The organism is Pseudomonas sp. G5001 (assembly GCF_013385475.1).
Taxonomy (GTDB): domain Bacteria; phylum Pseudomonadota; class Gammaproteobacteria; order Pseudomonadales; family Pseudomonadaceae; genus Aquipseudomonas.
Genome location: NZ_JACAPZ010000026.1, coordinates 172937 through 196475, shown reverse-complemented (window position 1 = coordinate 196475; position 23539 = coordinate 172937). Strand labels below are relative to the sequence as shown.

Annotated in this window: 18 protein-coding genes; 4 read left to right on the top strand and 14 right to left on the bottom strand. The window is 57.9% G+C overall.

Annotated elements, in window-relative coordinates:
* Positions 1–7 precede the first annotated feature (7 nt).
* From HX805_RS21145 to mtnA, 14 genes are all read right to left on the bottom strand, one after another.
* On the bottom strand, positions 8–1456 hold the full coding sequence (locus HX805_RS21145; protein ID WP_177117291.1) for a mannose-1-phosphate guanylyltransferase/mannose-6-phosphate isomerase: 1449 nt from the start codon (positions 1454–1456) through the stop codon (positions 8–10).
* Positions 1453–2718, bottom strand: a complete 1266-nt coding sequence (gene wecC, locus HX805_RS21140) for a UDP-N-acetyl-D-mannosamine dehydrogenase (RefSeq protein ID WP_177117290.1) — start codon at positions 2716–2718, stop codon at positions 1453–1455. Before wecC ends, HX805_RS21145 begins: the two co-directional genes overlap by 4 nt.
* A gap of 9 nt (positions 2719–2727) precedes the next feature.
* Entirely contained in the window at positions 2728–3858 is a 1131-nt protein-coding gene (gene wecB, locus HX805_RS21135) for a non-hydrolyzing UDP-N-acetylglucosamine 2-epimerase (protein ID WP_177117289.1), read from the bottom strand.
* A 786-nt stretch (positions 3859–4644) separates the two neighbouring features.
* Entirely contained in the window at positions 4645–6015 is a 1371-nt protein-coding gene (locus HX805_RS21130) for a Wzz/FepE/Etk N-terminal domain-containing protein (protein WP_177117288.1), read from the bottom strand.
* A 387-nt stretch (positions 6016–6402) separates the two neighbouring features.
* Positions 6403–6648 carry a lipopolysaccharide assembly protein LapA domain-containing protein gene (locus tag HX805_RS21125; protein ID WP_008437692.1) on the bottom strand — a complete coding sequence of 82 codons (246 nt, stop codon included), beginning with the start codon at positions 6646–6648 and terminating at the stop codon, positions 6403–6405.
* A gap of 24 nt (positions 6649–6672) precedes the next feature.
* Entirely contained in the window at positions 6673–6969 is a 297-nt protein-coding gene (gene ihfB / locus HX805_RS21120; RefSeq protein WP_008437689.1) for an integration host factor subunit beta, read from the bottom strand.
* Between the two features lie 339 nt (positions 6970–7308).
* Positions 7309–9003: a 30S ribosomal protein S1 gene (rpsA, locus tag HX805_RS21115; RefSeq protein ID WP_003218806.1), complete on the bottom strand. Its 1695-nt coding sequence runs from the start codon at positions 9001–9003 to the stop codon at positions 7309–7311.
* A 119-nt stretch (positions 9004–9122) separates the two neighbouring features.
* Complete coding sequence (gene cmk / locus HX805_RS21110) at positions 9123–9812, bottom strand: (d)CMP kinase (RefSeq protein ID WP_003172653.1); 690 nt, start codon at positions 9810–9812, stop codon at positions 9123–9125.
* Positions 9809–12019 carry a bifunctional prephenate dehydrogenase/3-phosphoshikimate 1-carboxyvinyltransferase gene (locus tag HX805_RS21105; protein ID WP_256348250.1) on the bottom strand — a complete coding sequence of 737 codons (2211 nt, stop codon included), beginning with the start codon at positions 12017–12019 and terminating at the stop codon, positions 9809–9811. Before HX805_RS21105 ends, cmk begins: the two co-directional genes overlap by 4 nt.
* 28 nt (positions 12020–12047) lie before the next feature.
* Positions 12048–13160, bottom strand: coding sequence for a histidinol-phosphate transaminase (gene hisC / locus HX805_RS21100; RefSeq protein WP_003218810.1), 1113 nt, complete (start codon positions 13158–13160; stop codon positions 12048–12050).
* Positions 13161–13169: 9 nt separating this feature from the next.
* A complete protein-coding gene (gene pheA, locus HX805_RS21095; protein ID WP_003218812.1) occupies positions 13170–14264 on the bottom strand; it encodes a prephenate dehydratase in 1095 nt (364 codons plus the stop codon).
* Positions 14264–15349: a 3-phosphoserine/phosphohydroxythreonine transaminase gene (serC, locus tag HX805_RS21090; RefSeq protein ID WP_076017292.1), complete on the bottom strand. Its 1086-nt coding sequence runs from the start codon at positions 15347–15349 to the stop codon at positions 14264–14266. Before serC ends, pheA begins: the two co-directional genes overlap by 1 nt.
* Positions 15350–15567: 218 nt before the next feature.
* Positions 15568–18231 carry a DNA gyrase subunit A gene (gene gyrA, locus HX805_RS21085; RefSeq protein WP_003218817.1) on the bottom strand — a complete coding sequence of 888 codons (2664 nt, stop codon included), beginning with the start codon at positions 18229–18231 and terminating at the stop codon, positions 15568–15570.
* Positions 18232–18533: 302 nt separating this feature from the next.
* Positions 18534–19610, bottom strand: a complete 1077-nt coding sequence (gene mtnA / locus HX805_RS21080; RefSeq protein WP_177040075.1) for an S-methyl-5-thioribose-1-phosphate isomerase — start codon at positions 19608–19610, stop codon at positions 18534–18536.
* Positions 19611–19718: 108 nt separating this feature from the next.
* On the opposite strand from mtnA, the gene HX805_RS21075 reads away from it, so the two are divergent.
* The 4 genes from HX805_RS21075 (at position 19719) to HX805_RS21060 (ending at position 23418) form a co-directional block, all read left to right on the top strand.
* Complete coding sequence (locus HX805_RS21075; protein ID WP_003218823.1) at positions 19719–21050, top strand: TRZ/ATZ family hydrolase; 1332 nt, start codon at positions 19719–19721, stop codon at positions 21048–21050.
* 63 nt (positions 21051–21113) lie between these two features.
* Positions 21114–21812 carry a bifunctional 2-polyprenyl-6-hydroxyphenol methylase/3-demethylubiquinol 3-O-methyltransferase UbiG gene (ubiG, locus tag HX805_RS21070; protein ID WP_003218825.1) on the top strand — a complete coding sequence of 233 codons (699 nt, stop codon included), beginning with the start codon at positions 21114–21116 and terminating at the stop codon, positions 21810–21812.
* 4 nt (positions 21813–21816) lie between these two features.
* Complete coding sequence (gene mupP / locus HX805_RS21065) at positions 21817–22488, top strand: N-acetylmuramic acid 6-phosphate phosphatase MupP (RefSeq protein ID WP_003218827.1); 672 nt, start codon at positions 21817–21819, stop codon at positions 22486–22488.
* A 189-nt stretch (positions 22489–22677) separates the two neighbouring features.
* Positions 22678–23418, top strand: a complete 741-nt coding sequence (locus HX805_RS21060) for a YciK family oxidoreductase (RefSeq protein ID WP_003218829.1) — start codon at positions 22678–22680, stop codon at positions 23416–23418.
* Positions 23419–23539 lie beyond the last annotated feature (121 nt).

Genomic DNA, 23539 nt, shown 5'->3' with positions numbered 1-23539 from the left:
TTAAGCCTTAAACACGTCCATAGGTATCGTCAAATCGAACAATATCATCCTCACCCAAGTACGTTCCCGACTGCACCTCTATGATCTCAAGAGGAATGGTGCCAGGATTGGAAAGGCGATGAACATGGCCAATAGGGATATATGTACTCTGGTTTTCGTTCAGCTGGAAAACACGATCTTCACAGGTGACTTCAGCGGTGCCAGACACAACAATCCAATGCTCCGCCCGATGGTAATGCTTCTGCAAACTCAAGGTTGCTTTCGGCTTCACCAATATCCGCTTCACCTGAAAGCGTGAGCCCGAATCTATGCTGTCGTACCAGCCCCACGGGCGATGAACACGACGATGAAGCTTTGATTCTGGCCTGGCCTTGATATTCAACGCTTCGACAATAGCCTTCACACCCTGGCTACGATCTTTATCCGCAACCAATACGGCATCAGGCGTCTCGACGATAACAATATTTTCAAGCCCCACGGCCGTTACCAAACGGTGAGAGGCGTAAACCAATGTATTGGAGCTGGAGTCTATTATTACGTCGCCATGGGTAGCGTTTTGTTTTTCGTCCTTTTCACTCGAACGCCAAACAGCATCCCATGCTCCCAGGTCAGACCAACCGGCATCCATCGTGAGCATTTTCAACGTCAGGCCAGCTGAAGGCGTTTTCGCGCAATGCTCGATCACGGCATAGTCAATCGACTCAGGCGGTATCAGGGAAAACGCGTCAAGTTGTGGTCGAATAAACCCATTATCTTCAACTCGGCCCTTCCACGCGGCCTCAGTGGCATCGAAGATGTCACTTCTGAACGCGCCCAGTGCTTTCAACCAGACTGACGCGCGCAGCACAAAAATACCGCTATTCCAGAAATAGCTTCCATCTTCCAGGTATTTTTCTGCGGTTGTCCGCTCAGGCTTTTCAACAAACGCATCCACCCTCTTGACGGTAGAGGGATCTGCCGAGTGGATATAACCATAACCCGTCTCAGGGCGATCAGGCGTAATTCCCAAGATCACAATGCTGCCGTCTTTCGCAACATCGACCGCTTTACTGACCGTGTCAGTAAAAGCTTGAATATCGAGAATCATCTGGTCGGCCGGGACAACGACCAGAACCGGGTCAATCTCCTCTCCCACCTCATCGCGCGCATAAAACGCCGCCAACGTAAGCGCAGGGGCCGTATTGCGTCCTACCGGTTCAAGAATGACAACAGCTTTAGAAACGTTCATTTCCCGGATCTGGTCGAGACACAGGAAACGATGCTCATCGTTGGCAACGATGCATGGAGCCAATAAATCCGAGCCTTGACCGTCAATCTTCAACAGTCGGGCAATCGCCTGCTGAAACAACGTCTCCCGCCCCGAAATTGCCAGAAACTGCTTCGGGTAAAGAGTTCTGCTAAGCGGCCAGAGTCTCGTTCCCGAGCCTCCAGACATAATAACCGGAAGAATTTTCATACAAGCCAGATTCCCCGGGTATCAACAATCCGGCGACCCTCGAGAAGTGAAGAAGGAACACTTTTGAATGGCTTGTGATCCACCAGTAACAACAAGACATCCGCGCGCTCAAACGCTTCTTCTATTGTGCACAACTCAGCGTTCGGCAACGTCGCAGGCAGAGAATCAATATTAGGTTCTACGACAATAACCTTCCCGGCGTGCCGGCTTGAGATATTTTTCGTAATTTCCAGAGATGGACTTTCCCGCAGGTCGTCAATATCAGGCTTGAATGCCAGGCCGAAGCACGCGATAACAATGTCTTTTTCCGACTTCCCGGGGTGACCCGACAGATGATCGGCCACAGCAGCATCAACTTTCTCCATAACCCACGACGGTTTTGAGTCATTGACTTCACGTGCAGTTTGGATCAGTTTCGCCTGGCCTTCAGCCTGACTCACGATGAACCAAGGGTCGACGGCGATGCAATGCCCACCCACGCCAGGTCCTGGTTGGAGGATATTGACGCGAGGGTGCCGGTTGGCGAGCTTGATAAGCTCCCACACATCGACATCGAACTTATCGCATATCATCGACAATTCGTTCGCGAAGGCAATATTCACATCGCGAAAGCTGTTCTCGGTCAACTTGCACATTTCTGCTGTTCGGGCGTTGGTGATAATGCACTCGCCCTCTACAAACAATTTATACAGACGTGTGGCGGCTTCTGAGCACTTGGGGGTCATCCCGCCGATGACGCGATCATTCTGTACCAACTCGCGCAACACGTGACCGGGAAGCACGCGCTCAGGGCAGTGAGCCACGCGAATGTCCGACGCCTCGCCATGGGTCTGCGGGAACGTCAGATCAGGGCGTGCTTCAGCCAGCCATGCCGACATCTTTTCGGTCGCACCCACGGGAGAAGTGGACTCGAGGATGACCAGATCACCCTTTTTCAATACTGGCGCAATGGATTTGCTTGCGGACTCAATGTAAGAAAGGTCCGGAGCATGACCATCCTTGAAAGGAGTGGGCACCGCAATCAAGAAGGCGTCCGCCGGCTCAGGTCGTGTACTGGCACGCAGATACCCCTCGGTCACGGCCGCGTGCACGACTATGTCCAAATCAGGCTCAACGATATGAATCTGTCCGCCGTTGATCGTATCGACGGCCTTTTGATTAACGTCGACACCAATGACCTTTAACTTTCGCGCAGCAAAAACGGCTGCGGTTGGCAAACCTATATAGCCCAAACCAATTACAGAAATAGTGGAAAAATCCATGACCAAACCTTAATTTTTGAAAGTGGCTAGAGCATTAACAATACGCATGCAGGCGTGACCGTCACCATAAGGATTATGAGCAACGCTCATCTCCTCGTAAGCCTTTTGATCAAGTAAAAGCTCACGCAAGTGGTGAACTATCTTCTCCTTCTCTGTACCGACCAATCTGACGGTACCCGCCTCAATCGCCTCAGGCCGCTCGGTAGTGTCCCGCATGACCAGCACGGGCTTGCCCAAAGAAGGTGCCTCTTCCTGCACACCACCGGAGTCCGTCAGAATCAAGTACGACCGATTCATCAAATAGACAAAAGGTAGATAATCCAATGGTTCGATGAGGTGAATATTTTTTATACCAGCCAACAAACGGTTGACCGGTTCACGGACATTTGGATTCAAATGAACGGGGTACACGATCTCCACGTCATCAAACTCATGGGCAATCGAAGCCAACGAACTGCAGATCCTTTCGAATCCATCGCCGAAGCTTTCACGCCGATGCCCTGTCACAAGGATGACGCGGCGTTGAGCAGGTAAAAATGCGAACTGCTCGGAGAACTTCTGTTTTAACTGGTCATTGGTCTCGAGCTTCTGTACGACCTCAAGCAGAGCGTCGATTACAGTATTCCCAGTCACATGAATCGCGTCAGGTGACACCCCTTCACGCAGTAAATTCTGTTGCGATCGTTCAGTAGGAGCGAAGTGAAGAAGCGCGAGTGCTCCCGTCAACTTTCGATTGGCCTCTTCCGGCCAGGGAGAATATAAATTTCCGGTGCGAAGCCCAGCTTCGATATGAGCCACAGGAATTTGCTGATAGTACGCCGCCAATGTAGTTGCAAAGGTCGTAGCGGTATCACCATGCACCAAGACAATATCCGGCCGATAAGTCCGGAAGACCTCTTTCATTCCCTGAAGAATACCAGTTGTCACGTCGGTAAGGTCTTGACCCGACTTCATGATATTAAGATCAAAGTCAGGTTCAAGTTTAAATAACTCTAACACTTGATCCAGCATTTCACGGTGTTGACCCGTGACGCAGATTTTGGCCTCAAAACGCTCATCTGCATTCAACGCTAAAGCTAATGGAGCCATTTTTATAGCTTCCGGTCGCGTACCGAAAACACTCAAGATCTTTAAAGTCATTAGATTACCAACGATTCCATATCATTATTTAGTCAGAGAATCAGTCTGGAAACCAGCAACGCTGCCATGCCCCTGCCTGACCTACCGATTACGCGCAAGCGAGTTTTCGCCGCTCCAACTGCAACCGCCTCTGCTTTGCAGCGCAGCATATCATCAACAAGCGTGCCAACATAACGCCTGGCTGGCTCAACCACACGCCCCATGAGACCCCATCATCCCCCACTCAGTTCAGGACAGGACAAGGTTTTACCGCACCATTGCGGTGAGTCGCTTCACCGCAATGGTGCGTCGCAACCTCTCATTGAAATTGGGCTTTTGGTTATTGCCCCACAGGAACCCGACTTATCCGAGATCGCAATTGGGCCCACGCCCGACTGTGCCATGCAGCTCGTTGCTAATCGCCAGCGCACTCTGCACGACCGACCTGGCCGAACGGGACGCCCTTATCAAATTCCGAACCAATACTAGCCATAAGCCATTAACCTGGAGACCGCACATAAAAATCCACATCAAACCGTATTAGGCGGTGCACCATCAACTATTAAACCAACAATACAAACCTGTGCAGGACGCTTGACGCCCGCACAAGTAAACAAAGATCAAATGCCGAAACGCCATGAAGACTCGACGCAAAGTCTTAGTAACTTTTGATAGCCGAGAAACCACCCAGGAATGCCCCTCGGCGGTTCACAGTTGCGCAAGCACGTAATGCAGGTTCCGTATGAAAGCAAGAAATACGGCCCCGAGGGGAAAACGCGTGAAGCCAAAAGCTTCACGGCCTTGGAGTTATTTTCGGTTTAACTTATTGCCAGGCTCTTGTTGCCGATCCAACTGAGCGACCGAATGGAGAAGTGAGCCTGCCGGCTCGTGCCCATCGCGTTCTGCATTGTCGCGAACAGCACGTAACCCCTGCCTGACCAACGCAATACCAATCGCGACAATCGCCCCCAGGAGCAGGCCAAGAAAAATGATCAATGGACGATTCGGACTCGACGGAACCAACGGCTCAAGGGCCTGCTGGTCAATACTCACCAGCCGCAGCTTCGCCAGGTCGATATTCAGGCTACTCAAACGGAAAATTTCTGTTCTCAACGGTTGAACGCCCGCAAGAAAGATATCTTCATTTTTTCGAGCATCCAGGACCTCAATCTCTCGGTTGGATGCGAGCAACTGAAGTTCCTTGGCGATTTGAGCGATGCGCGACTCGGTAAAATCATCCGACTTGCGTGACTGCAATGCAGCAAGCTCAGCCTTAAGCGCATCTACCCCCATAAAATAAAGTGGGATCTGCTGGTTGTTCACCTCCGTACGCATCACGCTACCAGCGTTCGTCACGGCCGATTCACCAAGTGAAGAAGGCGTAGCCGGCTTTTGAATGCCCAGGGAACGGGCAATCCCTATAGCCTCATTCAGCTGAGCAATACGGTCGCTACGCAAGGTTTTCAACTGCGAACGCAGCGCCTTCAACTCATCCTGCAATTGCGCGCGTTTCAACGAGTCAGCTTCTCGCAATGACGCTATTTTGGCTTCTTTTTCAATATCGTAGTTTGAGCGAGCCGAATCGAGCTTGCCTTTAAGCTCCCTCAAACGGTTTTTAACGATCACATTCAAATCAGCCGTGACGCGTTCGCGCTCACTTTCGATAGCGTAGTCGACAAAGCCATTAAGAATAGAGACGCCGTCGACGCCTTTCGGATACATCATCTCGAGCTTGATGTAGGAACTCAGCGAGTTTTTCTTATCTGCATCAGGAAGAATCAAACGAATAGAGTCATGATTGAACTCCTGAAAACTCTGCTCCAGAGTCTGCCCAGGACGAACAAATTTCTCGAAAAGCTTCTGATTTTTCTTGAAATAGCTCAGGCGCGTATCATAAGAGTCGAGCGCTGCGCCCACTTTGAGGAGCGCGTCAGCCGGAGGAAGCTGATATATCTCTGTTCGATTTAGCGCATCCAAATCATTAATCGCCGCAGGCCGCAAAACCGTGCTGACCTTATATACAGGGGCAGCTAAAAATGCGTAGGACGCCGCAATCAATCCCGCCCCGAGAGTGACGAAAAGCAGAAGTTTTTTTTGTTGCCAGACAGACGCGAAAAGTCGCACAAAATCAATTTCGTCGGACGATCGAACCGGGGGAGCACGGAAGCTACTACTCACAACAAAAACCTGCCTTCAAAGAGAAACTGCGGGCTCGTTATGCAGACAAGATTGTGTATTTTTATTTTAGTTATATGGCCGAAAAAACCCAGCGTCGCTGCCGGACTTTAGCGCACAAAATGCCTGTTATCGAGAACAGATTCCATTTTGCCATCTCACTGACATATTACAAGTCTTGACATATCTGTAGGAGCCTTCCTACACAGATAGGGGCAACCCTTATATAGGCCGTCCGAAAAGGGCAGAAAAGCAAATTTCGTAGCCGCGAAACAATAGTCAGTGGTATCGCCGGACTTACCACATGCCGATCACTCGACGTAACCGATGCGCACCGCACCAGAAAAATCCGACGAACGGCTCGCGAGTGACACAATAACCATTGAGCCTCTACCCACGCCTTGCGGGCATGGACTTTTGACGTCGGCCCCACCCAACGATGACACTAAACAGTGGTCCCAGCAGCATTCCAATTATCAAGGCCACGACCACAAACACCGACACCGGCATCTGCCCGGTCACCCAGCCCAGGAATGAAAGAGACGCGCCCTGCTGGTTTTCCAGCACGAACCCCAACACTGCCAGCACGACAATTAGCATAGCCAGCACCAGAACAACGCGCTTAACCCCACGCATAACCTTCTCCTACCCCAAAAACACTCAGACGCTTTCTTCTTCGTCTTCGTTCACCCGATCGCGCAATTCCTTGCCCGGCTTGAAATGAGGCACGAACTTGCCATCGAGGCTGACGGACTGCCCGGTTTTTGGGTTGCGACCCACACGAGGCGCACGATAGTGCAGCGAGAAGCTACCAAACCCACGAATTTCAATCCGATCGCCGGTAGCCAGACATTGGGACATCTGCTCAAGCATGGTCTTGATGGCCAGCTCCACATCCTTGGATGAGAGCAGCCCTTGATGGGTGACAATTCGTTCGATCAACTCCGACTTCGTCATATTTTTCCCTTCTTTTTCAAGCAGCTAGGAAAAGCGCTTCGAAGGTTTTAGCATGACCGGAGGAATTTGAACAGCCCATGTATTGACTTATATTCAAAGACTTGGGGTGCAACTCGAAGAGAGTTGGCATTGCGCACCACGACAGCCAGCTCTCGCTCAGTCTCACTGGAGGCACTCCAGCGCGATCGCTGCCAGATAGAGCCTATAAGCGCGAACGCGCTGCCAGCGCGACGACGGCGCTCCAACCGCAGAACACCAAGGCGACGTTGCGCACAACACTAAATCCCAGGCACAAAAAAGGGCGACCGAAGTCGCCCTTTTTCTATGGTCTGACAGAACTTAGTTCTGCTTTTCCATTTGTGCACGCAGCAGGTCGCCCAGAGTGGTAGGACCAGCAGAAGGCTCAGAGGTAGCTGGCTTGTCGCGCAGGCTCTGGATGGCTTCTTTCTCTTCAGCATCGTCTTTCGACTTGATGGAGAGCTGGATTACGCGGCTCTTGCGGTCAACGCTGATGATCTTGGCTTCTACTTCTTCGCCTTCTTTCAGAACGTTGCGCGCGTCTTCAACGCGGTCACGGCTGATTTCGGAGGCTTTCAGAGTCGCTTCGATATCGTCGGCCAGAGTGATGATGGCGCCTTTAGCGTCAACTTCCTTCACGATGCCTTTAACGATTGCGCCTTTGTCGTTCTCTTGAACGTACTCGGAGAACGGATCGCTTTCCAGTTGCTTGATACCCAGGGAGATGCGCTCGCGCTCTGGGTCAACCGACAGGATAACGGTGTCCAGCTCGTCGCCCTTCTTGAAACGACGAACAGCTTCTTCGCCAACTTCGTTCCAGGAGATGTCGGACAGGTGAACCAGACCGTCGATGCCGCCGTCCAGACCAATGAAGATACCGAAATCGGTGATCGACTTGATGGTGCCGGAGATTTTATCGCCCTTGTTGAACTGGCCAGAGAAATCTTCCCATGGGTTAGATTTGCACTGCTTGATGCCGAGGGAGATACGACGACGCTCTTCGTCGATGTCCAGAACCATAACTTCCACTTCGTCGCCGACTTGTACGACTTTCGAAGGGTGGATGTTCTTGTTGGTCCAGTCCATTTCGGAAACGTGTACCAGGCCTTCCACGCCTTCTTCCAGCTCTGCGAAGCAGCCGTAGTCGGTCAGGTTGGTAACACGCGCGGTGACGCGAGTGCTTTCTGGGTAACGAGCCTTGATAGCGACCCATGGATCTTCGCCCAGCTGCTTCAAGCCCAGGGAGACACGGTTGCGCTCACGATCGTACTTCAGAACCTTGACATCGATCTCGTCGCCAACGTTGACGATTTCCGATGGATGCTTGATACGCTTCCAAGCCATGTCGGTAATGTGCAGCAGGCCATCGACGCCACCCAGATCGACGAATGCGCCGTAATCGGTGAGGTTTTTGACGATACCTTTGACTTGTTGGCCTTCCTGCAGGGATTCCAGCAGAGCTTCACGCTCGGCGGAGTTCTCTGCTTCCAGGACGCTGCGACGGGAAACGACAACGTTGTTGCGCTTCTGGTCGAGCTTGATGACCTTGAATTCGAGTTCCTTGCCTTCCAGGTGCGTGGTGTCGCGCACAGGACGAACGTCGACCAAAGAACCTGGCAGGAACGCACGGATGCCGTTAACGTCGACAGTGAAGCCGCCTTTAACCTTACCGTTGATAACGCCCTTGACCACTTCTTCAGCTGCGAAGGCTGCTTCGAGAACAATCCAGCATTCAGCGCGCTTGGCTTTTTCACGGGACAGCTTGGTTTCACCGAAACCGTCTTCAACCGAGTCCAGAGCAACGTGAACTTCGTCACCGACATTGATAGTCAGGTCACCAGCATCGTTGTAGAACTGTTCCAGCGGGATCAGAGCTTCAGACTTCAGACCAGCGTGAACGGTTACCCAGCGAGCTTGGTAATCGATATCAACGATAACACCGGTGATGATGGAGCCTGCCTGAAGGTTCAGGGTTTTTAGGCTTTCTTCAAAGAGTTCCGCAAAGCTTTCGCTCATTTTAATTCCTGTTGATAAGGGCGAAGAATACGCCCATCTCCACACCCCAGACGGTGTGGGTCAGTTTCAATTAAAAGAAGCACCACAGGACTATGACTGGTCCCCTGCGGCCTTCTTGGTCACCCGGCGATATCGCGAATGGCGATTTCACTCAAGATGCGTTCCAGCACCTGCTCGATGGACAACTCCGTGGAATCCAGCTGTATGGCGTCAGCCGCCGGCTTGAGCGGGGCTACCGCACGCTGGGTATCACGCTCATCGCGTGCACGGATCTCATCTAGCAGACTCGACAGACTAACACCATCGACTTTGCCCTTCAACTGCAAGTAACGGCGACGGGCCCGCTCCTCGGCGCTGGCCGTGAGGAAAATCTTCAGCGGCGCCTCGGGGAAGACCACCGTGCCCATGTCGCGGCCATCGGCCACCAGACCCGGCGGTTCCTGGAAAGCCCGCTGGCGCTGCAGCAAAGCATCGCGCACCGCCGGCAATGCGGCGACCTGGGAAGCCCAGGAGCCGACCTGCTCGTTGCGCAGGTCGTCGGTCACATCGTCCCCTTCCAGGATGATGCGCTGGGGATGACCTTCGGTCGCCCCGACGAACTGCACGTCAAGATGCGCAGCCAGCAGCTTCAGCGATTCTTCGTTGGTCAGGTCGACGCCATGGTTGCGGGCGGCAAAGGCCAGCAAGCGGTATAGCGCCCCGGAATCCAGCAGGCACCAGCCCAGGCGCTTGGCCAGGATGCCGGCGATCGTGCCCTTGCCCGAGCCACTTGGCCCGTCGATGGTAATCACCGGTGCTTTGATATTCACAATTGAGCCTCTTGGGCAACACGGATGCCGACTTGGGCACACAGTGTAAGAAAATTCGGAAAAGACGTAGCCACGTTGGCGCAGTCATGGATACGAATCGGCGCAGCCGCTCGCAGGGAAGCCACGCTGAAGGCCATGGCAATCCGGTGATCGCCATGGGCGTGGACTTCACCACCGCCGATCACGCCACCATCGATAATAATCCCATCAGGTGTCGGTTCACACTTCACGCCCAGCGCAAGCAGACCGTCGGCCATGACCTGGATCCGGTCGGACTCCTTGACCCGCAGCTCCTCTGCCCCACGCAATACCGTCCGGCCTTCGGCGCACGCCGCAGCCACGAACAACACCGGGAACTCATCGATAGCCAGCGGGACCAGGGCTTCAGGAATCTCGATCCCCTTCAACGGCGCCGCACGAACACGCAAATCAGCGACCGGCTCACCCCCCACTTCCCGTTGGTTTTCCAAGGTGATGTCCGCGCCCATCAGTCGCAGGATATCGATCACGCCGGTACGGGTCGGATTGATACCCACATGTTCAAGCAACAGCTCGGAGCCTTCGGCGATTGAAGCCGCCACCAGAAAGAACGCCGAGGAGGAAATATCCCCAGGCACCTCAATATGGGTCGCGGTCAACGCATGGCCCGACTCGACCGAAGCCGTAGCGCCCGCCACGTCCACCGGATACCCAAAACCACGCAACATCCGCTCGGTATGGTCGCGGGTCGGCGCCGGTTCGGTAATCGAGGTTTTACCCTCGGCATACAACCCGGCCAACAACAGGCAGGACTTGACCTGAGCGCTGGCCATCGGCAATGCGTAGGTCAGCCCCTTGAGTGCCTGGCCGCCACGAATGGTCAGCGGCGGACGCCCTTCCGGCCCGGTCTCGATCACCGCACCCATTTCGCGCAATGGCTTGGCCACGCGATTCATCGGGCGTTTGGACAGCGAGGCGTCACCCGTCAACACACTGTCGAAGCGCTGGGCCGCCAGCAAACCGGACAACAACCGCATGGAGGTGCCGGAGTTACCGAGATAGATCGGACCTGGCGCCGGCTTCAAGCCATGCAGGCCAACCCCGTGGATGGTGACGCGCCCATGGTGCGGGCCTTCAATCACCACGCCCATGTCGCGGAACGCCTGCAAGGTCGCCAGGGCGTCCTCACCCTCCAGAAAACCTTCGACCTCAGTGACACCGTCCGCCAGAGAACCGAGCATGATCGAGCGATGGGAGATCGACTTATCCCCAGGCACGCGAATCTGCCCGCTCAAGCGGCCACCGGGACTGGCGAGAAACACCAGGTCATCCGCGTTTACTGCAGCATCCATATAGGCCCGACGCGCCAGAATCTTGCTGAAATGCTCCCGTGCCACCCGCGCACGGGTGAACACGCCCAACAACTGGTGCCCGTCGCCAGCATCGACCGCGTCGCGCAAGGCGTCGAGGTCGCTGCGGAACGTGTCCAGGGTGCGCAACACCGCATCGCGGTTGGCAAGGAAGATGTCGTGCCACATCACCGGATCACTACCGGCGATCCGGGTAAAGTCGCGGAAACCACCGGCGGCGTAGCGGAAAATCTCGAGGTTCTCGTTGCGCTTGGCCAGCGAATCCACCAGGCCAAATGCGAGCAAATGCGGCAGATGGCTGGTCGCTGCCAGCACTTCATCGTGGCGCTCGACCTGCATATGCTCGACATCCGCCCCCAGCTCGCGCCAGAGCCGATCCACCACGGCCAGTGCCGCAGGATCGGTTTCATCCAGCGGTGTCAGAATCACTTTATGGCGACGGAACAGCTGCGCATTGGACGCCTCCACCCCGCTCTGCTCGGACCCGGCAATCGGATGCCCAGGCACAAACCGCGCAGGCATGCCACCAAAGGCCAGCCGCGCCGCACGCACCACATTGCCCTTGGCACTGCCGACATCGGTCAGGATTGCCTGGCCCAGATCCATGCCGGCCAACAGCGCCAGCAACTTCTCCATGGCCAGGATCGGCACCGCCAGCTGAATGACATCCGCGCCCTGGCAGGCTACAGCGAGGTCAGCCTCGCAACGGTCCACCACACCCAACTCCACCGCCAACTTGCGCGATTGCGGGTCCAGGTCCACACCGACCACTTCGCCACACAGGCCGCTTTCCCGCAGGCCCTTCGCAAAGGAGCCGCCGATCAATCCCAGACCGACCACCACCAGGCGACCGATCATAGGTACAGCAGGTTGCAATGCAGTGACATCAACCACGAGCCAGAACCTTGGCCAGCGCTTCGAGGAAGCGGCTGTTTTCAGCAGGCAGACCGATGGTGATGCGCAGGTGGTTCGGCATGCCGTAATTGGCCACCGGACGCACGATCACACCCTCGCGCAGCAAGCCCTGGAACACAGGAGCCGCCACTTGGCCGAGGTCGACGCAGATGAAGTTGCCCTTGGACGGAATCCAGCCCAGGCCCAGCTCACGGAAACCTTCCTGCAACTGCAGCATGCCGCTTTCGTTGAGGCGACGGCCTTCTTCCAGGTACTCGGCGTCCTGCACCGCAGCGCAAGCCGCCGCCAGTGCGAGGCTGTTGACGTTGAATGGCTGGCGCACACGGTTCAACACATCGGCTACCACCGCAGTGGACAAGCCGTAACCGACCCGCAGCGACGCCAGGCCATAAGCCTTGGAGAAGGTGCGCGAGACCAGCAGGTTCGGATAAGCCGCGAGGAAGTCCAGGCCGTCCGGCAAGTCGCTGCCTTCGGCGTACTCGATGTACGCCTCGTCCAGCACCACCAGTACATGCTCCGGCACGTCCTGCAGGAAGTTATCCAGCACCTCGGCGCTGAACCAGGTGCCGGTCGGGTTGTTCGGATTGGCGATAAACACAACACGAGTATTGCCATCGATGGCCGCCAGCATGGCTGGCAGGTCATGACCCCAGTCTTTCGCAGGAATCACACGCGCCTCGGCGCCAACGGCCTGAGTGACGATCGGATAGACCGCAAACGCGTGCTCGCTGAACACCGCGTTCAGGCCCGGCGCCAGATAGGCGCGGCCGACCAGCTCCAGAATATCGTTGGAGCCGTTACCCAGGGTCACCTGGTTGATATCAACGCGGCAGTTTTTCGCCAGCAGGGACTTGAGCTCAAAGCCGTTACCATCGGGATAACGGGTCAGTTCGGCCAGCGCCTCACGAATCGCAGCCAGTACCTTGGGGCTTGGGCCCATCGGGTTTTCGTTACTGGCCAGCTTTACGATCTTCGACGGATCCAGATTCAACTCGCGCGCCAGCTCGTCCACAGGCTTGCCCGGAACGTAAGGCGACAGTTGTTGCACGCCCGGCTGTGCCAGGGCGAGGAAGTTGCCACTCATGTTAAAGCCTCACAAAACCGCTTTCGGGTAGGAGCCCAGCACCTTGAGTGCCACGGCTTCCTGACTGATTTTCTCGAGCACACCCTTGACCAGAGGGTCGCGGTGATGGCCGACGAAGTCGATAAAGAACACATAAGTCCATTTACCGCTGCGCGAAGGACGAGTCTCGATTCGCGTCAGGTCAATCCCGTTGTCGTGGAACGGCACCAGCAGCTCATGCAGCGCGCCGGGCTTGTTGCTCATGGAGACGATGATCGACGTCTTGTCGTCGCCGGTCGGCGGCACTTCCTGGCTGCCGATCATCAGGAAGCGCGTGGAGTTATCCGGGCGATCCTCGATTTTCTCGGCCAGGCGCGTCAGGCCATACAGGCCAGCGGCCATGTCGCCGGCAATGGCCGCCGAATTCCACTCACCCTTGACCCGCTTCGCCGCTTCGGCGTTGCTGGACACCGCCACGCGCTCCACATTCGGGTAGTGCGCGTCCAGCCACTTGCGGCACTGGGCCAGGGACTGGGCGTGGGAGTAGATGCGGCTGATGCTGTCGGTCTTGGTGTTTTCGCCCACCAGCAAGTGGTGGTGAATACGCAACTCGACTTCGCCGCAGATCACCATGTCGTGCTCAAGGAAGCTGTCGAGGGTGTGGTTGACGGCACCTTCGGTGGAGTTTTCCACCGGCACCACGCCAAAATTCACCGCCCCGGCGGCCACTTCACGGAACACTTCGTCGATCGCAGCCATTGGCTTGCTGATCACCGCGTGACCGAAGTGCTTCATGGCCGCGGCTTGAGTGAAGGTGCCTTCCGGGCCCAGGTAAGCCACTTTCAGCGGCTGCTCCAGTGCCAGGCACGAAGACATGATTTCACGGAACAACCGCGCCATCTCTTCGTTGCCCAACGGGCCCTTGTTGCGTTCCATCACGCGCTTGAGTACCTGGGCTTCACGCTCCGGACGGTAGAACACCGGCACTTCGCCTTCAGCCAGGGAAGCCATCTTCACCCGTGCAACTTCCTGGGCGCACCGCGCGCGCTCACTGATCAGCTCCAGGACTTTCTCGTCCAGGCTGTCAATGCGTACGCGCAGGGCCTTGAGTTCTTGCTCAGACATTAGCCGTGTTCCTTTTCGAACTCTGCCATGTAAGCCACCAGCGCCTTGACGGCGTGGATATCGACAGCGTTATAGATGGAGGCGCGCATGCCACCTACCGAACGGTGGCCCTTGAGGTTCAACAGGCCGCGCTCGTCGGCGCCGGCGAGGAAAGGCTTGTCCAGGCGATCATCCGCCAGGCGGAACGGCACGTTCATCCACGAACGGTCGGTCAGGTTGATCGGGTTGCTGTACAGGCCGCTGGCGTCGATGAAGTCGTACAGGGTACGTTTCTTCTCTTCGTTGAGCTTGCCCATGGCAGCCACACCGCCCTGCTCTTTCAGCCATTCGAACACCAGGCCCGACAGGTACCAGGCGAAGGCCGGCGGGGTGTTGTACATCGAGCCGTTATCGGCCGCGACCTTGTAGTTGAGCATGGTCGGGCACAGCGAGCGCGCACGCCCCAGTAGGTCTTCACGGATGATGTTGACCAGGATGCCGCTCGGGCCGATGTTCTTCTGCGCACCGGCGTAGATCATGCCGTACTTGGACACATCGATAGGCCGCGAGAGGATGTCCGACGACATGTCGCACACCAGCGGGACATCACCCACTTCCGGCACCCAGTCGAACTCCAGGCCGCCGATGGTTTCGTTCGCCACGTAGTGAACATAGGCCGCGTCTTTCGACAGCTTCCACTCGTTCTGACCGGGGATGGCGAAGTAGTCGTAGGGCTTGGCCGTGCCTGCCACATTGACGTGACCGTAACGGGAGGCCTCTTCAATGGCCTTCTGCCCCCAGATACCGGTGTCGATATAGTCCGCAGTGCCGTCTTCCGGCAGCAGGTTCAGCGGGATCTGGGCGAACTGCTGGCTCGCACCACCCTGCAGGAACAGCACTTTGTAATCGGACGGGATGTCCAGCAAGTCGCGCATATCCTGCTCGGCCTTGGTGGCAATGGACACGAACTCATCGCTGCGATGGCTCATTTCCATCACGGAGAGGCCTTTTCCATGCCAGTCGAGGAGTTCACCCTGCGCGCGCTGCAGGACTGCTTCAGGAAGCGCCGCGGGACCGGCACAGAAGTTATAGGCTCTCTTGCTCACATCCAATCTCTCTGATCTGGTGGGACTGCAATCAACATCCCGCAACGCGGAACCCTGTAGGAGCTGGCTTGCCAGCGATGCAAACGACTCGGCGCTTCACTTGAATCGAGTTGATGCCATCGCCGGCAAGCCGGCTCCTACAAGAGCGGCGCGGCGTCGTATTTCAAACGGGACAAACAACAAGGGGGCGAATCTTCATCCGCCCCCTGTGTGTCCGCTTATTCCTGCGGTTCTTCTTCGTCTGCGGCAGCGTCGAGTGTTGGCTCGTCGACGCCGTCATCGGCATCGCCGATCACTTGCCCCTCGAGTGCAATCCCCTCTTCACCTTCCAGCTCCTCGCCTTCGACTTCCGATGGCTCCTGGACACGCTCCAGGCCTACCAACGTTTCGTCGCTGGCCAGCTTGATCAAGGTCACGCCCTGGGTGTTACGCCCCAGGCTCGACACTTCATCAACCCGGGTACGTACCAGGGTGCCCTGGTCGGAAATCAGCATGATTTCCTCACCATCCAGCACCTGGACCGCGCCGACCAGACGGCCGTTGCGATCGTTGCTGACCATGGCGATAACGCCCTGGCCGCCACGCTTGTACTCGGGGAACTCGCTGATGGCCGTACGCTTGCCGTAGCCGCGGGCCGATGCAGTGAGGATCTCGCTGCCTTCTTCCGGGATCAGCATCGAAATCAGCTTCTGCCCTTCCGGCAGGCGCATGCCGCGCACACCGCGGGCGGTACGGCCCATGGCACGAACGTCGGATTCCTTGAAGCGCGTAACCTTGCCGCCGTCGGAGAACAGCATGACTTCACGCTCGCCGTCGGTGATGGCCGCGCTGATCAATACGTCGCCTTCGTCCAGTTCGAGGGCGATCAGGCCCACGCTGCGTTGACGGCTGAAGGATTCCAGCGGGGTCTTCTTCACGGTGCCTTTCGCAGTGGCCATGAAGATGAAGTGACCTTCGGTGTACTCGTCTACCGGCAGCATGGTGGTGATGTATTCATCACTGTCCAGCGGCAGCAGGTTGACCAGCGGACGACCACGGGCAGCGCGGGACGCTTCCGGGATTTCGTAGGTTTTCAGCCAGTACACCTTGCCCTTGCTGGAGAACAGCAGCAGCGTGGTGTGGCTGTTGGCAACCAGCAGGTGAGCGATGTAGTCCTCATCCTTGACGCCGGTAGCCGATTTGCCTTTACCGCCACGACGCTGGGCCTGGTACGCCGCCAGAGGCTGGGTCTTGGCATAGCCACCGTGGGAAATGGTCACGACGCGATCCTCTTCCGGGATCATGTCACCCAGGGTCAGGTCGAGACGGGCGTCGAGAATCTCGGTGCGGCGCACATCGCCGTATTCGGCGCGGATCACTTCCAGTTCTTCGCGGATCACTTCCATCAGGCGCACGGCGCTGTTGAGGATGCGGATCAGCTCGCCGATCTGGTTGAGGATCTCCTGGTACTCGGCCAGCAGTTTCTCGTGTTCCAGGCCGGTCAGACGGTGCAGACGCAGTTCCAGAATGGCCTGGGCCTGTTCCGGGGACAGGAAATACTTGCCGTCGCGCAGGCCGTATTGTGGGTCCAGGGTCTCCGGACGGCACGAATCGGCACCGGCACGTTCCACCATCGCTACTACGGCGCTGGATTCCCACGGCATCTTGATCAGCGCTTCCTTGGCTTCCGACGGCGTCGGCGAAGCCTTGATCAGGGCGATGACCGGGTCGATGTTCGACAGCGCAACAGCCTGGCCTTCCAGGATGTGGCCGCGTTCACGGGCCTTGCGCAGTTCGAATACGGTACGGCGGGTTACCACTTCGCGGCGGTGACGCACGAAGGCTTCCAGCAGATCCTTGAGGTTCAGGATGCGCGGGCGGCCGTCGATCAGCGCTACCACGTTGATACCGAATACGCTTTGCAGCTGGGTCTGGGCGTAGAGGTTGTTGAGGATCACCTCAGGCACTTCGCCACGACGCAGCTCGATCACCACGCGCATACCGTCCTTGTCAGACTCGTCGCGCAGCTCGGTGATGCCTTCCAGCTTCTTCTCTTTAACCAGCTCGGCGATCTTCTCGATCAGACGCGCCTTGTTCAACTGGTAAGGGAGTTCGGTGATGACGATCTGCTGGCGGCCACCGACCTTGTCAATGTCTTCGATGATCGAGCGGGCACGCATGTAAATGCGGCCGCGACCGGTACGGTAGGCTTCGATGATGCCGGCGCGACCGTTGATGATCGCGGCGGTCGGGAAGTCCGGACCCGGGATGTACTGCATCAGCTCATCGACGGTCAGCTCGGGGTTGTCGATGAGGGCCAGGCAACCGTCGATGACTTCACCGAGGTTGTGTGGCGGGATGTTGGTGGCCATGCCCACGGCGATACCGCTGGAGCCGTTGACCAACAGGTTGGGAATACGGGTCGGCATGACCGCCGGGATCATTTCGGTGCCGTCGTAGTTCGGCACCCAGTCCACGGTTTCCTTGTGCAGGTCAGCCAGCAGCTCGTGCGCCAGCTTGGTCATGCGCACTTCGGTGTATCGCATGGCCGCAGCGTTGTCGCCGTCGACCGAACCGAAGTTGCCCTGGCCGTCTACCAGCAGGTAGCGCAGGGAAAACGGCTGGGCCATCCGAACGATGGTGTCGTACACCGCAGTGTCGCCGTGAGGGTGATACTTACCGATCACGTCACCGACAACACGGGCAGATTTCTTGTACGGCTTGTTCCAGTCGTTACCCAGCTCGCTCATCGCGAACAGCACACGCCTGTGCACGGGCTTCAAGCCATCGCGCGCATCAGGCAGTGCCCGACCGACAATTACGCTCATCGCGTAGTCGAGGTAGGACTGTTTCAGCTCGTCTTCGATATTGACCGGGAGGATTTCTTTGGCCAGTTCGCCCATGAGAAGCCTGATTCCTTTTTCGGGTGAAACCTCGTCACATCCTATGGGACGAACGAAGCTCGCCGCTGCCGGCATGATGCCTGGCAACGACTTACGACAAATCAACGAGTTATGACACGGATCTGCGCATTAAAGGTTACCCCTTGGGGTGACCCTGGAAACCGCCGGATGTTATCACAATCGCCGCCACGCACCTATCCCCCTGATGCGCATGGAGCATAGTAAGTTGACGGATGACAGGCTTGACGGCGACGAGAGGGCCTTAGAGCTGGATCCAAGGGGATTTTTGCGGGCAAATTGCCTCAATGCAGGCGTTTACGACACATCAGCTGCGCCAACTTCGCCGTGTCGGGGCGTTCGACGATGCCTTTTTCAGTGACGATCACATCAATCAGGTCCGCCGGCGTCACGTCAAACACCGGGTTGAAGGCGTCTACATCAGCAGCTACGCGGGTGCCGCCGACTTCCAGCAGTTCACGGGCGTCGCGCTCTTCAAGCGGCACGTCATCACCGCTGGTCGCCATCAGGTCGATGGTGGAGCTGGGCGCTACCACCATGAAACGCACGCCGTGATGCATGGCGCACACCGCCAACTGATAGGTACCGATCTTGCTGACCACGTCACCGTTGGCCGCAATGCAGTCGGCACCGACGATCACCCAGGTCACGCCCTTGGTCTTGAGAATATGCGCGCCAGCCGAATCGGCATTCACGGTGACCGGAATGCCTTCATTGGCCAATTCCCAGGCCGTCAGCCGCGAACCTTGCAGCCAGGGCCGGGTTTCGTTGGCGTAGACCCGCTCCACCATGCCTTCCAGAAACGCCCCGCGAATCACGCCGAGTGCCGTACCCACGCCGCCCGTGGCCAGCGCACCCGCATTGCCATGGGTCAGGATCGCCTGGACATTGCCCTGGTGCTTGCGGATCAGCTCTACACCCAGCTGCGCCATGGTCAGGTTGGCTTCACGATCACTTTGGTGAATCGCCACCGCCTCGGCCTCCAGCACCTTCAACGGATCGGCGTGTTTCTTGAGGCGATCGAGGCAATCGCGCATGCGCTTCATGGCCCAGAAAAGATTCGACGCGGTCGGGCGGGTATCCGCCAGCAGCGCGTAGTCCTCTTCCCAGGCGGCCTGCCAGTCATCGCCCTCGGCGATGTGGGCACGAGCGGCTAGCACCAGGCCATACGCCGCACTGATGCCAATGGCCGGCGCACCGCGCACCACCATCGTGCGAATGGCCTCGGCCACCTCGGCAGCACTGGTGCAGGCGACCCAGGTTTCTACAGACGGCAAAATACGCTGATCGAGCAGGTACAGTGCGCCATCACGCCAGTCGATGGCCTTCACTTTCTCCGCAGCCAACAGTCGATCGCGCATCCCTCACCCCGCACTCATGAACAAAAGCCGCCGATTATAGCGATCCGCCAGCCAGGACGCTCGGGTATACTTCGCCGTTCTTTATAGATGCCTGGGAAACTGCCCTCGATGACACCGACTGCCGCCCCGCTCGACTTATTGCTGCTGCCCACCTGGCTGGTACCTGTCGAGCCTGCCGGCGTAGTGCTCAAGGAGCACGCCCTGGGCATTCGTGACGGGTGCATTGCGTTTATCGGCCCACGCGCCGCGGCCTTGAAGCTCGCAGCGAGCGAAGTGCGTGAACTGCCGGGCATGCTGCTCAGCCCCGGCCTGATCAACGCCCACGGCCACGCGGCCATGACGCTGTTTCGCGGCCTGGCCGACGACCTGCCGCTGATGACCTGGCTGGAAAACCACATCTGGCCCGCCGAGGCCAAGTGGGTCGACGAAGCCTTCGTCCGCGACGGCACTGACCTGGCCATCGCCGAGCAGATCAAGGGCGGCATCACGTGTTTCTCGGACATGTACTTCTTCCCGAAAGTCGCCAGCGAACGCGTGCACAACAGCGGCATGCGTGCGCAAATCGCCATCCCGATCCTGGATTTCCCGATTCCCGGCGCTGCTGACGCCGACGAGGCGATTCGCCAGGGCGTCGAGCTGTTCGGCGACCTCAAGCATCACCCACGGATCAAAATCACCTTCGGCCCGCACGCGCCGTACACCGTCTGCGATGAAAACCTGGAAAAAATCCGGGTGATCGCCGAGGAACTGGACGCCTCGATCCACATGCACGTGCATGAAACCGCCTTCGAAGTGCAGCAGTCCGTTGAACAGCGTGGTGAACGCCCGCTGGCACGGCTTGGCCGCCTGGGTTTGCTGGGGCCGCGCTTCCAGGCCGTTCACATGACCCAAATCAGCGATGACGACCTGACTTTGCTGGTAGAAAGCAACACCAGCGTGATCCATTGCCCGGAATCCAACCTGAAACTGGCCAGCGGCTTCTGCCCGGTGGAACGCCTGTGGCAAGCCGGCGTCAATGTGGCAGTAGGCACCGACGGCGCGGCCAGCAACAATGACCTCGACCTGCTGGGCGAGACCCGCACCGCCGCGCTGCTGGCCAAGGCCGTCGCCGGCTCGGCCACCGCCCTGGATGCCCACCGCGCCCTGCGCATGGCCACCCTCAACGGCGCCCGGGCCATGGGCCTGGAAAGTCAAATCGGCTCGCTGGAAGTCGGCAAGGCCGCTGACATCGTGGCCTTCGACCTGTCGGGCCTGGCGCAACAACCGATCTACGATCCGGTCTCACAGCTTATATATGCCACCGGACGCGATTGTGTGAAACACCTTTGGGTCGGCGGCAAGCAATTGCTCGACGACCGGCAACTGACCCGCCTGGATGAACAACAGTTGTGCGCCACGGCCATCGCCTGGGGCCAGCGCATCAGCGGACACAGCGAATAACACCCGCCCTGGCAACGCATGCCAGGGCCGGCAAAACGTTTTATCAGATTTAGAGGATTCCCCATGAGCAACGTCGACCACGCTGAAATCGCCAAATTCGAAGCCCTCGCCCATCGCTGGTGGGACCGCGAAAGCGAGTTCAAACCCCTGCACGACATCAACCCGCTGCGGGTCAACTGGATTGACGAGCGCGTCAACCTGGCCGGCAAGAAGGTACTGGATGTGGGTTGCGGCGGCGGGATCCTCAGTGAATCCATGGCCCAGCGCGGCGCCACCGTGATGGGTATCGACATGGGCGAAGCGCCATTGGCCGTGGCCCAGTTGCACCAACTGGAGTCCGGCGTGAACGTCGAATACCGGCAGATCACCGCCGAAGAGCTGGCCGAAGAGATGCCCGGGCAGTTCGACGTGGTCACTTGCCTGGAAATGCTCGAGCACGTGCCGGACCCGTCCTCGGTGATCCGCGCCTGCTTCCGCATGGTCAAGCCCGGTGGCCAGGTGTTCTTCTCCACCATCAACCGCAATCCGAAGGCGTACCTGTTCGCGATCATCGGTGCCGAATACATCATGAAGCTGCTGCCCCGCGGCACCCATGACTTCAAGAAATTCATCCGCCCTTCCGAGCTGGGCGCCTGGAGCCGTCAGGCCGGGCTGACCGTCAAGGACATCATCGGCTTGACCTACAACCCGCTGACCAAGCACTACAAGCTGGCCAGCGACGTTGACGTCAACTACATGATCCAGACCCTGCGCGAGGAGTAAGCCTGTGAAGTTGCGAGCGGTTCTTTTCGACATGGACGGTACCCTGCTGGACACCGCGCCAGACTTTATCGCCATCTGCCAGGCCATGCGCGCTGACCGCGGCCTGGCACCGATCAACGACCAGCACATCCGCGATGAAATCTCCGGCGGCGCCCGGGCGATGGTCGCCGTGACCTTTTCCATGGACCCCGAGTCCCCGGGCTTTGAAGAGCTGCGCCAGGAATTCCTCGAGCGTTACCTCAAGGGCTGCGCGATCCACAGCAAGCTGTTCGAGGGCATGGAAGAGCTGCTGGTGGATATCGAGAAATCCAGGCTGATCTGGGGCGTGGTCACCAACAAGCCACTGCGCTTTGCCGAACCGATCATGCAGCAGCTGGGCCTGGCCGAGCGCTCCGCGCTGCTGATCTGCCCGGACCACGTGAAGAACAGCAAGCCAGACCCGGAACCGTTGATCCTGGCGTGCAAGATGCTCGACCTGGACCCGGCCAGCGTGCTGTTCGTGGGGGATGACCTGCGGGACATCGAGTCGGGCCGCGACGCCGGCACTCGTACCGCGGCGGTCACCTACGGCTATATCCACCCGGACGACAACCCGCGCAACTGGGGTGCCGATGTGGTGGTGGATCACCCGCTGGAATTGCGCAAAGTGCTGGACAGCGCGCTGTGCAGCTGCTGATCGGGACTGCCTGAGGTTGCTGCAATTTTGTGGCGAGGGAGCTTGCTCCCGTTCGACTGCGCAGCAGTCGCGAAAAGCTGGGGCTGCTTCGCAACCCAACGGGAGCAAGCTCCCTCGCCACAGAAGCCTTGGCCAGCCTTAGCCGCAATCAATCACATGGATTTTCTGTGAACTTTGTCGAGGTTGTTTATGTTTGATTACTCCGCACGTCCAGAACTGCTCAAGGGCCGGGTCATCCTGGTCACCGGCGCCGGTCGCGGGATTGGCGCAGCGGCGGCCAAAACCTATGCGGCCCACGGCGCCACCGTGCTGCTGCTGGGCAAGACCGAAGCCAACCTGGCCCAGGTCTACGACGAAATCGAAGCCGCCGGCCAGCCGCAGCCGGTGGTGATCCCGTTCAACCTGGAGACCGCCCTGCCCCATCAATACGATGAGCTGGCAGCGATGATCGAAAAGGAGTTCGGCCACCTCGACGGTTTGCTGCACAACGCCTCGATCATCGGCCCGCGCACACCGATCGAGCAGTTGTCCGGCGAGAACTTCATGCGGGTGATGCATGTGAACGTCAACGCGATGTTCATGCTGACCAGCACGCTGTTGCCGCTGCTCAAGCTGTCCCAGGATGCGTCGGTGGTGTTCACCTCAAGCAGCGTGGGCCGCAAGGGCCGGGCTTATTGGGGGGCTTACGGGGTGTCGAAGTTTGCCACCGAAGGCCTGATGCAAACCCTGGCGGACGAGCTGGATAATGTCGCACCGGTGCGCGCCAACAGCATCAACCCAGGCGCCACCCGCACCAGCATGCGGGCCCAGGCGTATCCAGGGGAGAACCCGACCGATAACCCGACACCGGAGGAAATCATGCCGGTGTACCTGTACCTGATGGGGCCGGACAGTACCGGCATCAATGGGCAGGCGTTTGACGCGCAATAAGTATCTGGAACACAGTACAACCTAATGTGGGAGCGGGCTTGCTCGCGAAGGCGGAGTGTCAGTCAACAGAGATATCGACTGATCCACCGCCTTCGCGAGCAAGCCCGCTCCCACATTTGTA